The sequence below is a fragment of the Acinetobacter sp. WCHAc010052 genome, from assembly GCF_002165295.2.
GTDB classification, from domain to species: domain Bacteria; phylum Pseudomonadota; class Gammaproteobacteria; order Pseudomonadales; family Moraxellaceae; genus Acinetobacter; species Acinetobacter chinensis.
This window is the reverse complement of the sequence record NZ_CP032143.1, coordinates 3,425,885-3,439,857: the sequence shown is the minus strand read 5'-3', so window position 1 is coordinate 3,439,857 and position 13,973 is coordinate 3,425,885. Positions and strand designations below refer to the sequence as shown.

10 protein-coding genes are annotated in these 13,973 nt (G+C 42.7%); 7 read left to right on the top strand and 3 right to left on the bottom strand.

The annotated features are described in order from the left end of the window. Window positions 1-46 precede the first annotated feature (46 nt). The 3 genes from CDG61_RS16800 to CDG61_RS16790 all read left to right on the top strand — a co-directional run bounded on the left by CDG61_RS16800 (window position 47) and on the right by CDG61_RS16790 (window position 1,844). Window positions 47-445 (top strand): OsmC family protein, encoded by a 399-nt coding sequence (locus CDG61_RS16800; protein ID WP_087551125.1) that lies wholly within the window; start codon window positions 47-49, stop codon window positions 443-445. Between the two features lie 100 nt (window positions 446-545). Next, window positions 546-1,205: a glutathione S-transferase family protein gene (locus CDG61_RS16795; protein WP_087551126.1), complete on the top strand. Its 660-nt coding sequence runs from the start codon at window positions 546-548 to the stop codon at window positions 1,203-1,205. 24 nt (window positions 1,206-1,229) lie between these two features. Then, window positions 1,230-1,844, top strand: coding sequence for an alpha/beta fold hydrolase (locus tag CDG61_RS16790; RefSeq protein ID WP_087551127.1), 615 nt, complete (start codon window positions 1,230-1,232; stop codon window positions 1,842-1,844). Here the strand turns inward: CDG61_RS16790 and CDG61_RS16785 are convergent. Beyond that, on the bottom strand, window positions 1,821-2,684 hold the full coding sequence (locus CDG61_RS16785) for a helix-turn-helix domain-containing protein (RefSeq protein ID WP_087513001.1): 864 nt from the start codon (window positions 2,682-2,684) through the stop codon (window positions 1,821-1,823). The genes CDG61_RS16790 and CDG61_RS16785 overlap by 24 nt on opposite strands. 170 nt (window positions 2,685-2,854) lie before the next feature. Here CDG61_RS16785 and CDG61_RS16780 point away from each other — a divergent pair, with 170 nt between their 5' ends. Next, window positions 2,855-3,754 carry a DMT family transporter gene (locus CDG61_RS16780; protein ID WP_087551128.1) on the top strand — a complete coding sequence of 300 codons (900 nt, stop codon included), beginning with the start codon at window positions 2,855-2,857 and terminating at the stop codon, window positions 3,752-3,754. A gap of 89 nt (window positions 3,755-3,843) precedes the next feature. Here the strand turns inward: CDG61_RS16780 and CDG61_RS16775 are convergent, their stop codons facing one another. Continuing rightward, window positions 3,844-4,443 carry an SPOR domain-containing protein gene (locus tag CDG61_RS16775; RefSeq protein ID WP_087513003.1) on the bottom strand — a complete coding sequence of 200 codons (600 nt, stop codon included), beginning with the start codon at window positions 4,441-4,443 and terminating at the stop codon, window positions 3,844-3,846. Window positions 4,444-4,470: 27 nt separating this feature from the next. Further along, window positions 4,471-6,276: an arginine--tRNA ligase gene (gene argS, locus CDG61_RS16770; protein WP_087551129.1), complete on the bottom strand. Its 1,806-nt coding sequence runs from the start codon at window positions 6,274-6,276 to the stop codon at window positions 4,471-4,473. 361 nt (window positions 6,277-6,637) lie between these two features. Between argS and CDG61_RS16765 the strand changes: the two genes are divergently transcribed. The 3 genes from CDG61_RS16765 to CDG61_RS16755 all read left to right on the top strand — a co-directional run bounded on the left by CDG61_RS16765 (window position 6,638) and on the right by CDG61_RS16755 (window position 13,973). Then, a complete protein-coding gene (locus CDG61_RS16765) occupies window positions 6,638-8,335 on the top strand; it encodes an NAD-dependent malic enzyme (RefSeq protein WP_087551154.1) in 1,698 nt (565 codons plus the stop codon). 148 nt (window positions 8,336-8,483) lie between these two features. Beyond that, window positions 8,484-11,756, top strand: coding sequence for a type VI secretion system Vgr family protein (locus CDG61_RS16760; RefSeq protein ID WP_087551130.1), 3,273 nt, complete (start codon window positions 8,484-8,486; stop codon window positions 11,754-11,756). Window positions 11,757-11,783: 27 nt separating this feature from the next. Then, complete coding sequence (locus CDG61_RS16755; protein WP_087551131.1) at window positions 11,784-13,973, top strand: LysM peptidoglycan-binding domain-containing protein; 2,190 nt, start codon at window positions 11,784-11,786, stop codon at window positions 13,971-13,973.

Sequence of the window (13,973 nt, the reverse complement as noted above, 5' to 3'; positions counted from 1 at the left end):
AGAAAAAATAACAGAACAACAGCGGGTTAAAAATAAGGAAAATATCATGGCGATGATTGCAAATGCGAAGGTTCAGACCCTTCCTGAACCGTGGTCAGGTAAAATTCACAGTGGGAAACATCAGCTGATGACGGATAAACCTGAATCTTTTGGTGGTCAGGACAAAGGGCTTGCACCCTATGATTTACTCTGTTCAGCACTGATTTCCTGCACCATGATTACTTTGCGGATGTATGCTCAGCATAAGGGCATTGAACTGGGTGAATTTACAGTGGAGGCGGATTTCAGTGCAAATAAAGAGGGGCAGGAATGGATAGACCGTCGTGTCTCATTTCTTCATCCTTTAAGTGATGAGCTGAATCAGAAAGTCCTGGATATCTGCCAGAAAACGCCGGTGACGAAGACTCTGTTACGCAGCGTGGAAATTAACACCACGCTTGTTTAAAACATGCTGATGCAATAAATAAGATATTTTGTTCTCAACAAAGTGTCTTTTTTTATCTGAATTCGGTATAGTCAGATGATAAAAAAACAAGGCAGAAACAATGATTACACTGCACCATCTGGAACAGTCCCGTTCCCTGCGTATTATCTGGGCACTTGAAGAACTCGGCGTTGAATATCAGATTAAACATTATCAGCGTCTGCCGACTTTTGCTGCACCACCTGAGTTAAAACAGGTACATCCTCTAGGTAAATCTCCGGTACTGACAGATGATAACCTGACCATTGCCGAGTCAGCAGTCATTCTGGAATACCTGCAAAGTACTTATGATAAAGATCATAAATTTAAACCACAGAACCCCGCAGATGCCATGCAGTACAGTTACTGGATGCACTATGCAGAAGGTTCGCTGATGCCCTATCTGGTCATGACACTGGTGATGAGCAATGTGCCAAAGCATGTTCCATTTATTATCCGACCTGTGGCGAAAAAAATAACAGAGGGCGTACGGGGCGGTTTTATCAATCCACGATTAAAAGAACATCTAGTGTTTCTGGAGGATTATTTTTCCAGACATACATTTGCGGCTGGAGATCAGTTTTCCTTTGCAGATATTCAGATGAGTTTCCCTGTGATTGCCATGCAGGAACGCTTTCAGGGGAAATATACACATTTGAAAGCGTACTCAGACCGTATCAAACAGTTTCCTGGTTTCCAGAAAGCACAAAAGCTCAGCGGTTACAGCTTTGATATCAGCTGACAGCTGCGGAACATAACACAGCCTATGAATTTCATCTTTTTACCTGGTGCATCGGGAAATACAGCTTTCTGGCAACCTGTGATGGAGCGTCTGTCTGTTGATGCTGGGAAAACAGTCATTGCCTACCCTGAGTTTGGTGGACATGCTGCACATGCTGATGTTCAGAGTTTTGCAGATCTGGAGCGTTATGTTTTAAATCAGATTCAGTCACCTTCAGTGATTATTGCGCAATCCATGGGTGGCATCTTTGCTGTGCAGGCGGCGTTGCAGAAGTCTGAACTGGTTAATGGACTGGTACTGGTTGCCACTTCAGGAGGGATAGATTTAAGTTCATTTGAGGTTGCGGACTGGCGTCAGGATTATCAGCAGACGTTTTCGGTACCTGACTGGTTTGTCAGTCATCAGTCACAGCAGGACGAGCTGCTGTATAAAATAGACTGTCCGGTATTACTCATCTGGGGTGATGCCGATCCGATCAGCCCTGTTGCTGTGGGTGAGTATTTAAATGCAAAAATCAGCAGTTCCGAATTGCGGATCATTAAAAATGGTCAGCATGATCTGGCTTTTGTATATGCAGATAAGGTCGCAGATCTGATACAGAATTTTCTGGATAAATTAAAACCCTTTTCTGAGCTGTGATGGGCTGTAACCATAATGCTGTTTAAAACGCACACTGAAATGGCTGGCTGAACTGAAACCACAGAACAGTGCAATATCAGTCAGTTCATCCCGACTGTTTAAAATCAGCCGATGAGCTTTGTCTAACCGCCGTTGTAATACATACTGATGCGGTGGTAAACCCATAGACTGTTTAAACATATGGGCAAAATGGTATTCACTTAAATCTGCCTGCTGAGCAAGGCTGGCAATGGTAATCGCTGTCTGTAAATGCTGATCAATCCATTCCAGTACACGTTTTAATATAAAAGGTGCCAGTCCACCTGTGACACGCGGTAATTTCCATTGCACATTGCTGTAATTCTGCAGTAAATGATTGAGTAATAAGGTAGATGCACTGCTTAACTGCAACTGGTTGGCTGGGTCCTGCCAGTCACAGTTCAGTAGAAACTGTCGATAGCCTGTACTGATTAAAGCATCCTGTCCAAAATCCTGCTCATACAGTTCAATGTGGGCAGGTTCTTTGTCCCATATTTTCTGTGCAATATCGCGTAAATGTTGATCGGTGTAGTACAGATGTGCAAAGGTCAGATTGCCCCGAATATCCCAGGTGGAATCCTGTCCTTCTGGCATCAGGCAAAAACGGTCAGGACCTCCGCCATTCTTCCACCCCGAATGTGTTTTACGGTAACTTTCGTAACCATCCTGAATATAAAGACTTAAAGTATGATGATCACTGCACACCCGCACCCGATCATGATGATTATTCCACACTGCCATCTGCATACCTGATCCAATCTGGATGGTATCCATCAGTTGTGTTTTATGCTGTTGCAACTGTGAAATGGTCTGGTACGGCATGGATGTGTATAGAAAGTGAGCCATAAAAATTCAGTTTAGCGATATTGATCAGATTAGACAAAAAATAGCTGTAGAAAATCGCAAGAATATATAAGTCAGCACAGAAATGAAAAATCATCATTCAGCCGGACAGGGCAAACTTAGGACAGATGTTCAAATGAGATGAAGTGATGAATACAGGACTGTATTTACTGGTGGTGCTGATCTGGGGAACCACATGGATTGCCATTACGGCCCAGCATGGTCAGTTCAGTCCCGTGGTCGGAGTGTTCTGGCGTTTTGCCATTGCGGCAGTTTTGCTCATGTCCTTTTTATGTCTTACAGGCAGGTTAAGACGTCTGTCCAGCACCGACCATCTGTACTGTTTTTTACAGGGGCTGTGCGTTTTTGGCTTTAATTTTATCTGTTTCTACAGCGCTGTGGCTTATATCAACAGCGGCCTGGAGTCGATGATTTTTTCCATGGCCGTGCTGTTTAATGCCATCAATAACCGAATTTTCTTTAAACAGAAAGTGTCTATTTATTTTGTTCCTGCTGCTGTGTGTGGGCTGGTCGGCATCGTGGCTATTTTCTGGCATGACCTTATCACGACCCGGTTACAATGGCAGACATTGCTTGGTATTGCGCTGTGTATGCTGGGTACTTATGGATTTTCGCTGGGCAATATGATCAGTATCCGTCATCAGAAACAACAGCTGGATGTGGCGAGTACCAATGCTTACGGCATGCTGTATGGTGCAGGTTTTATGGGGATTATTGCGGTGCTGATGGGGCAGGAATTTTTCCCTGAAGTTTCGGTGCAGGCACTGGTGGCACTGGGTTATTTAGCTGTGTTTGGTTCAATTATTGGCTTCGCTGCTTATTTTGTGCTTATTGGTCGGATAGGTGCGGGTAAGGCAGCTTACAGTACCTTGCTGTTTCCACTGGTTGCTTTAAGTATTTCGACGGTCTGGGAAAATTATCAGTGGCATGCAGGTGCAGTTGTGGGTGTTGCCTGTATTTTACTGGGGAATTATATTCTTTTTAAACAGCCGAAATGGGTCGTTGCTTTAGCAGGAAGAAGGTCTTGAATGAAATGACGATTGATGAAAGCGCAATAAAAAAGCAATCCATTCGGATTGCTTTTTCAGTTCTGAAAATCAGTTCTGATCATTAAAAATCAGCGTTTGACCACAATCGAATCGATTCCACTGTGTTGCAGGGTTTGCTGTGCAAGTACAGCAGCTTCCTGGGATTCGTATGGTCCTGAAATCACACGGTACCAGGTCTGTCCGCCTTCTGTTGTTTTCATCACATCAGCTGACAGACCATTTAAGATAATTTCCGCACGACGGGCATCTGCACTGTCTGGATCAGGATAACTGCGAACCTGAAGAATATAACTGGTCTGGTGTGCAGGTGCAGCTGTGTCATCACCCTCAGCGGTTATTTCTTCAGTGGTATTGTCCGGAGCTTCGACAATCACGACAGCACCTCTGTCTTTCGTTTCAGGAATCGCCTGGTCAGGAATCGGTGTCACCTGTTGCTGTGGCAACAGGTCATAGAAGCGATAATCCTTGTTGGTTTCTTCCTGATAATGAGTCGATGTGACTTCATTGGTCTTCGGCTTTACAGGTTCCCAGGGCTTCCAGAGCATCAGTGCAACTGCAAAACACATCACGATCAGAATGACGACAAGTGTACCTAACCATGCAGGAATCAATGGCTTTTTAGGTTTGTTCGGTCGTTCTGATACACCACGTTGCGTTTTTCCAAACACTGGGATTTCCTCTGGTTTTTTTATGGTTTACATTTCATAAGGTGCTGAAACACCGAGTAATGTTAAACCATTTTTCAGCACTTGTTGTACATTTATTGATAACAGCAGACGCGCCTGAGATAAAGCAATATTCTGCTCATCCAGCACTTTGGCATCATCCAGGTTGTACCAGCCATGGAACAGTGCAGCGAGTTCCTTCAGGTAGTTACCAACCTGATGAGGTTCGTAGCTGTTGGCAGCACGCACGACAATTTCAGGATATGCAGCCAGTTTTGCCAGAATTTCTGTTTCAGCTTCAAGACTCAGTAATGAAACATCGTAGGCATCAGGTGTATTACGGTCAAAAGCAATGCCTTTTTCAGGTGCTTTCAGATCGACCATACGGTTTACACGGGCATGTGCATACTGAATGTAATACACGGCATTGTCTTTACTTTGTGAAACTGCAAGGTCTAAGTCAAAGTCAATGTGCTGCTCTGATTTACGCATCACATAATAGAAACGTGCAGCATCATTACCGACTTCTTTACGCAGGTCACGTAAAGTCACGAACTGACCGGAACGCGAAGACATCTGAACCATTTCACCGCCACGCCACAGACTCACGAACTGAACCAGCAGAACAGTCAGTTTTTTCGAGTCATAACCCATTGCATCAATGGCAGCTTTTACGCGGGCAATATAACCGTGGTGGTCAGAACCCCAGATATCAATGATATCGGTATAGCCACGTTGCAGTTTATTTAAATGATAGGCAATGTCAGACGCAAAATAAGTAGTCTGACCGTTACGGCGTTTCACTACACGGTCTTTTTCATCGCCAAATTCAGTTGATTTGAACCAGATATTTCCATCTTTTTCATAGAGGAAACCACGCTGATCCAGGGTCTGCAGAGCTTCATCAATTTTTTCAGTTAATGATGCTTCACTGAACCATTTGTCAAAACTTACGCCAAACTCGCCGAGGTCATCTTTAATGTCATCCAGAATGGCATGCAGTGCTGCCTGATGGAAAACACGGTAACCTTCACCGGTCAGATTCTGAGAATTGTGAATCAGACCATCAATATGTTTTTCTTTATCGCCTGAAAGGACAACTTTGTTGCCATCGGCATCCAGTTCTTCAGCATACTGAACATCTTCAGGGACATCTTTGTATACGTCAGCAACAGGGCGGACATAGGCATCGCCATCTTTATCAATGATGCTCTGTGCGATTTCCTTAACATAGTTACCTTGGTAGGCATTTTTAGGGAATACAAGTTCCTGACCTGTAAGCTCTAAATAACGCAGGTATGTAGAGGTCGCAAGGATGTCCATCTGACGGCCTGCGTCATTGACATAATATTCGCGGTCAACTGTTGCGCCAGTTGCTTCAAGCAGATTGGCAACGGTCATACCATAGGCAGCACCACGTCCATGACCCACGTGCAGACTTGACGTCGGGTTGGCTGAAACAAATTCAACCTGAATGCGTTTAGCAGCATTTGCCTGAGTTTTACCAAAGCTGTCTTTTTGTGCCTGAATCTGATTCAGTACAGCAAAACGCTGGTCTGCATTTAAAAAGAAGTTGATAAAACCGGGACCTGCAATTTCTGCTTTGGAAATATCAGCAACTTCAGGAAGGCTGGACAGGATTTTTTCCGCCAGATCACGAGGCTTCATCGCAGCAGCTTTTGAGCCGATCATTGCGATATTGGACGCAAAGTCGCCGTGACTTCGGTCTTTGGTACGTGTCAAAGTACTTGTATTGTTCCAGTCGGATGGAAGTACACCTTCAGCCTGAAGGGATTGCACCGCATGATCGAGAGCTGCTTGGATTGCCGTATTCATAATCAGTCGAAAAATAAATGTCGCAGAAAAACGCTAAATATAACAAATTTCGGGCTGTTTAGGGGAATGCATTTGTACAGGATAATATTTATTCTGCATAACATTGAAAAAACAGTTCTGTGAGTCAGATGCCATGAAAAAAGACCGGATCTGATGGCTTTGAGTCATAGGTATTTTCTTTGAAAAATATAGGCAGCGTTATTTTTGAGCATTGTGGAACAATGAAGTTATCATTGTGTAAAATACTGCACATATCATTATCACGTATCTAAATGCCAGTAAGCCTGTAAATAGGCTTAAGCTAGTCTAAGACTAAAGTGGAATAAAGCAGTAACCATTGTCCACTGAACTGAGAATGGAAATGACGACCGAAAATTTAAATAAACACCCTTTATATATTCATTATGCCGGCAATGCACTGCTGGAACTTCCTCTGCTGAACAAAGGCTCTGCATTTACAGAGCAGGAACGTACCAATTTTAATCTGCATGGACTGATTCCTCATGTGACGGAAAGTATTGAAGAACAGAGCGAGCGTTCATGGCAGCAGTACTGTTCTTTCAATGAAGCGATCAATAAGCATATTTATTTACGGAATATCCAGGACACCAACGAAACGCTGTTTTATCACCTGATTGAAAATCATCTCAGTGAAATGATGCCAATTATCTACACGCCAACTGTGGGCGAGGCATGTCAGCGTTTTTCAGATATTTACCGCCGTCACCGTGGGGTATTTGTTTCCTATCCTGACCGTAAGCACATTGATGAAATCATTCACAATATTAACCGTAAAAATGTGAAAGTGATTGTGATTACAGATGGTGAGCGGATTCTGGGACTGGGTGATCAGGGGATAGGAGGTATGGGAATCCCAATTGGGAAACTGTCGCTGTATACCGCCTGTGGTGGGATCAGTCCTGCCTATACTTTACCGATTACGCTTGATGTCGGCACCAATAATCAGCAGTTGCTTGATGATCCGCTGTATATGGGCTGGGCACAGCCACGGGTCAGTGGTGATGAATACTATGCCTTTGTGGACGAAGTGCTTGCAGCAGTTAAACGCCGCTGGCCAAAAGCACTGGTTCAGTTTGAAGATTTTGCCCAGAAAAATGCCATGCCTTTGCTGGAAAAATATCGTGACCAGATCTGCTGTTTCAATGATGATATTCAGGGAACGGCTGCTGTTTCTGTCGGTACGCTGATCGCAGCGAGCCGAGCGGCCGGTAAGCAGTTGAAAGATCAGACCATTACTTTCCTGGGGGCAGGTTCGGCAGGTTGTGGTATCGCTGAACAGATCATTGCACAGATGGTGGCAGAAGGGCTGACGGATGCAGAAGCTCGTGCACGTGTGTATATGGTGGATCGTTTTGGTTTGTTGACAGAAAATCAGCCCAATCTGCTGAATTTCCAGGCACGCCTGGTTCAGAAAGTGGATGCTGTTGCGGACTGGGCAAGTGTTGAAGGCAACATTTCACTGCTCGATGTTGTGAAAAATGCCAAGCCAACAGTGCTGATTGGTGTGTCAGGTCAGCCAGGATTATTTACCGAAGAAATTATTAAAATGATGGCAGCACACTGTGAATATCCGGTGATCCTGCCATTGTCCAACCCGACATCTCAGGTGGAAGCAATACCATCTGATATTCTGCAATGGACAGAAGGCAGAGCACTGATTGCGACAGGAAGCCCTTTTACACCGGTCAATTATCAGGGGAAAACCCATAATATTTCGCAGTGTAATAACTCGTATATTTTCCCGGGCATTGGTCTTGGGGTTGTGGCTGTCGGTGCGACCCGGGTGACGGACAACATGCTGATGGTATCAAGCACTGCTCTGGCGGACTGTTCTCCAAAACTGAAAAATCCTGAAGCAGACTTGTTACCGGATCTGAATGAACTGCAGACAGTCTCCAGAATCATCGCATTTAAAGTGGCAAAAGCAGCCATGGCAGATGGTGTCGCAGTACAGATTTCAGATGAGCAGTTACATAAGGCGATTGAAGATAATTTCTGGAAACCGGCTTACAGAAACTACAAACGTGTTCCTTTCTAACTGGAACTGAATCACAGAATTAAAAAAGAGGAGTGAAGCACTCCTCTTTTTTATGTTTTAAAATCATTTATTTATATCTAGACGACCTAAAAAACATTGAATAGAATGCAGCCATAATTATTAGATTTACTTACAACAATAAAACTCTATGATAAATACAATTCATAACATGCTGGAAAGCATGGGGCTTGGTGCGCAAAGACGTGCGCTGCATCTGACTTTTTCCAGTGACACTTTAAACGCTCAGGTCTTTATACAGCGTATCGAAGGACAGCATTTTATTAATCAGGGGCTGAAAGCCGAAATTATCTGTCTGTCCACCCATGCTCATATCCCCTTAAAAAGTTTTATTGCGGCGCAGGCTGCTGTAGATCAGGTCACAGACAGTGGTGAGTTGTTCCGTACCACTGGAATTATCACTGCCGTCAGTCAGGGGCAGAGTGATGGGGCTTTTACCCTGTACAAACTGACCCTGGAAGATGCCACTTCGCTTTGGCATAAGCGTCGTAACAGCCGCGTTTTCATGAATAAAAGTATCCGTGAGATCAGTGAAACACTGTTCAGTGAATGGCAGAGTAAAAGTCCATTATTTGCAGCTGCTTTGAGTCTGGATATTGAAGGTCTTGAAAATGCAGATGAAATCCGTCCATTTGTGATGCAGTCCAATGAAACGGATTATGAATTTTTGACCCGTTTATGGCGTAGTGAAGGGATTTCGTGGCTGGTGGATGAAGCACAGCATAAAGTGGTTCGGTCAGCTGTTCCGATACAGCCTCAAAAATTAAGACTGCTCAATCATAACAACGCTTATTCAGCGCTGGAGCGGGGGCATATCCGCTTTCATCGGAGTCATGCCGCTGAAAATTCTGACACAGTCTCGTCTTTTACAGGGCATCGAAGTTTACAGTCCTCCTCCGTTCAGGCACAGCGGTGGCAGGCGGAACAGCTGACACAGGATCAGTCCGATGGTTTGCTGAGTCATCATTTACACAGTGATTCACAGGCAAATGAGAGCCTGAATCTGGAGCAGGCATGGACGCTCAGTCCTGCATGGACAGCAGATTTAAAGGGTGATGATCAGGTATCGCAATCAGGTCGCCAGCAGCTGGAAAAACTGAATCGGCAGTGGTCAGATTATTATGATTTACAGTCACGTTATTTTACTGCGGTCAGTAGTGTGCGTGATGCACAGCCTGGCTACTGGTTCGAGCTGACAGGTCATTCCGAAATTGATCAGCATGAGAGCGTAGACCGTGAATTCCTGATTCTTGGAAAACAGTTTTTTAATCAGAATAACCTGCCTAAAGATCTCACCGCACAACTCTCTGCATTACTGGACATCAGCCACTGGAATGTCAAAGCTGAACAGCGGCAGGCATGTGAACTGAAACTGATCCGTCGCAGTATTTCAGTTGTTCCTGAATATAACCCTTTAATTCACAGACCGTCAGCACATCCTCAGCGCGCCCGTGTAGTTGGTCCCGAGGGGGAAAGTATTTATGTGGATGCCTGGGGACGTATCAAAGTCCGTTTTATGTTTACCCGTGCAGATGATCATCAGCATGATGGCGGAGCAGGAACAAATGACAATGACACAGATTCGGCATGGGTCGATGTACTGACGCCCTGGGCAGGTGATGGTTATGGTGCCCGGTTTCATCCCCGTATTGGCGAGCTGGTGGTGATCGACTTTTTTGATGGAAACGTTGACCGTCCATTTGTGGTGGGTCGGATACATGAAGCTGAACGTCACCACACCATGTTTGACCTCAAGGGGCAGCTACCTGACAGTAAAAAACTCAGTGGAATCCGTTCTTCTGAAGTCGGAGGTTCAGGTTTCAATCAGCTTAGATTTGATGATACAGCAGGACAGATCAGCGCACAGTTGCAAAGCAGTCATGCTGCAACACAGCTGAATCTTGGAAATCTGAGCCATCCAAAAGATAAAGAAATAAGCAATGGGCGAGGGGAAGGTTTTGAGCTCAGAACCGATGCATTTGGAGCAATGCGGGCAGGAAAAGGCATGCTCATCAGTACCTATGCTCAGGATCAGGCAGTTGCTGATCACCTTGAGGCAGCACAGGCTCAGTCTTTACTGAATCAGGGAACTGAGCAGATGAAAATGTTAAGCAGCCTGGCTGTTCGGCAGCAGGCAGATGCGTTGAGTGTGATCAATCGGCTGCCGAAACTGATTCAGTCCCTCGAAATGAAAAGTACAGATCATGCATTACAGATGACGGTGGAGCTGTTTAAAAATGCAATCAGCAGTGATCCACTTTCAGCACTGAAAAACAGTGGCAGTTTTATCGAAGATATACAGAAATTTGGAAAAGATTCAAAAGACATTGCCCAGAATTTTCTGGACTGTTTCAGTAATGCGCCGGGGGCTGTGGAAAACCTGAAGAGCTTTATTGAAAATATTGAAGATCATGGGGCTGACATTATTCAGGGCAAGCTGAGTAGTCTGAAAGATCAGCTGGATTCAGATCCGCTGAATGCACTGAAGAATATCGGGAAGGTGCTTGCCAATATCGAAATGAAGGACTTTGATCTTCAAAGTACCTGTGGAACCTTCAGTAAAGGCAGTCAGCTGAATGTCAATCCTGCGCAGGCTCTTAGCACCTTACAGGGGTTTATGGAGGGTTATACCCAAGGGCTTGAAAACAGCAACGATGATAAAAAGATAGAACAGGGCAAAATTTTCCGTCAGGCTTTAATGTTGCTGGCCTCTCCTGCAGGAATTGCATTAACCACACCCGAAGACATTGTTTTACAGGCATCGCAGGATATTGCAGAAAGTGCTCAGGGGTCGGTCAATATCAGCGCGCAAAAAAATATTGTGCATCATGCCCAGGACAGAATCAGTCTGTTCGCAGCACAAAAAGGATTCAGTGCATTTGCAGCAAAAGGCAAAGTTGAATTACAGGCACAGGATGATGCCATTGAGATGATTGCCCGTAGGGTGGTCAAGCTGATTTCTACGGAAGATAAAATTGAAATCATCAGTCCAAAGGAAATAATCCTGACAGCAGGAGGTTCACAGTTAAAAATCAATAAAGAAGGTGTTTTTGTTACGACCGGTGGGAAATTTGAGGCGAAGGCAGGGCAGCATAGTTTTGTCGGTGGGGCGAAAGTACCTTATGAAATTCCCCAGCTGAAAAATGATGTTATGTATAGCAATAAATTAGATGTTTATGATTTGTTCTGGCAGGGTGATTTCAGCCAACTCAGCTATAAAGCATTTATTGCGGATACTAATGCTTTTGTTTCAGGTCGGATCGATGAACATGGACGTACAGGGAAAATAGTAACTACAGATCCTTCTAAAGTTCAAATTCTTGTCGGAACCGATGAAGGGTGGGGTTTAAATATTGAGGGGTTTGATGTGGATGAATTAGCTTATATATCAAAGAATATTTAACAGAAATAAGTAGTAGAAGAATAAACAATGAATAATAAATCTTTAGTAACTGTACAAATTTTAGATTTTTTAGGAAACCCGATTTCTAAAGTGAAATATGAGGTTAAAAATAATAAATCCGGTCAGCATGTTGTAAAAGGAACAACAAATTCTAGGGGTTGTCTTCATGAAATTCAGAGGGATAGGGGTACAGTTTTAGATGTGTACATTAAAAGTATTTTTAACGGTGAGATGCGTAAAGTACAGACATTCAGGATGTCGAAAGATCGAATGTTAGTAAAGGTCATCAGTCCCAAAATACTGTTGGATTTAAAAACAATAGAAAACAAAGGCAGTAATGGTGAATATAAACGTAAAACACATATTGTACAAAAAGGGGAAACATTAACAGAGATTGCCAAACAGCATCATACAACTGTTAGAGCACTTAATAGAGTGAACAATATTGATGATTCAAATAAAATCAGTATTGGGCAAGTAATTAAATTACCGTTAAATATTCCTGCTAATGGTAATAATACCAAATATGATACTGATTTTATTTCTAAAATATTTCCGGCTTGGAACAAGGCTGAAAAAGGTTCCGGGTCAGTGAAACCTGATAAAAAAAATGATAAAGATATGCTCTCTACATTGGAAGAGTATCAAAAAAATGCTCTGAATCAGCTCAATGAATGGTACGAAGAAAGCAAGGCAGCTTTAAAAGAAACCGTGAAAATTGAAACTAAAGAAGACCGGAGTGTGGATGGTGGGATGCCTAAAGCAAATGTTCTAAATTTATGCAAGACAGCTCCTCAATGTGTTTCTAATGGAAAAAGTGAATTAATAAGAGAAATTAATATCCGATTGGCTGGCTTTGGAGGTGCTTTGCCAACAGATGAATTCACACCTTTAACTGCAGTATGTATTAAGCAATTCCAAAGAGATTATATGGGAATGCCTGAAACTGGTAAAATTTGCGGTAGTCTGTTGGTGGCTTTGGATAAGTTTTATTATGAGTACCCTATTTCAGATTTTATGGCCAAAGCATCATGCCAATGCGGTGAATGTTCAGGTTATGGAAATAATAAAAAGGGAGTTGCTTCTGGAAACAATACAGCAATTGAATATCCTGGTCTACACAGATCTTTAATATGGATTTTAAAGAGCTTGAATTTTTATCTTAAAAATGAATTTAAATCTATGGGGCTCGAAATTGCATATATAGAATCCGGTTACCGTTGCATAGAAAATAACAAGAAAAAAGGAAGAACCAGTGTGAATCATATGGGTTTAGCACTGGATTTACACATTAATAAAAATCGAACCAGAACTAGAGAATTGAAAGATATCGAATTTGTTAGAAAAGATGTTATGGCTGTGAAGATGGGAGCTGGTGAGAAACGACATACTGATAAAATATATTTAGAACCGAAACAATTTAACAATGGAGATACTGGTGCAACCACCTGGGTTCATTTTGATATAACAAGATTTTCAAATATTTATCTTGATGATAATTTTTTCAAAAAAACAGTAAGTGAATTAAATGGTCAGGCAATGGTTGATATCGCTCAAAAACTAAATTTAACTTCTCTTTTAAATTGTTCAGGAATAGCAGGGACTTTAAATACTACTTCAAAATTAACTGATAGAACTATTGATGAGTTGGTAGTTGAATTAGGAGATGCTATTGCCAGCGGCGAAGGTAGCTATGAGGCCTGGAATGCTGGTGCTCCTGAAGGAAAAAGAGTTAAATTTGGTAAAATGAATGATTTGCCCGGAACAATTACAGGTAAAAGTATTAATAACCTTTTAGATGCCGCTAAAAATTATACCTGGGAAGATAAAAGAAGACGGTTTGCAACAGGGAAATATCAGACAATTCCTTCAACTTTGGATGCAGCAAAAACTAGATTAAATTTATCAGGTAATGAATTATATGATGAAACTATGCAAGAAAGAGTTTTTAAGGAACATTTATTAAAAGGCCGTTCTTCAATTTATAATCTTATTTGTACAGGAACTGCAACAGTTGATCAGGCAATGGTTGATGCTTCTAAAGAGTGGGCATCTATAGCATTACCAAAAGGGTTTAAGAATAAATTTGGAGTAATGTCGGATGGATCAATTGGTTATCATCAGTCTGGTACTAACAGAGCTAATTCTCATTCTACGCTGAAAGTTAAAAAAATATTTGAAAAAATTAAATCATACCACGAATTCAAAAAGGTTTGA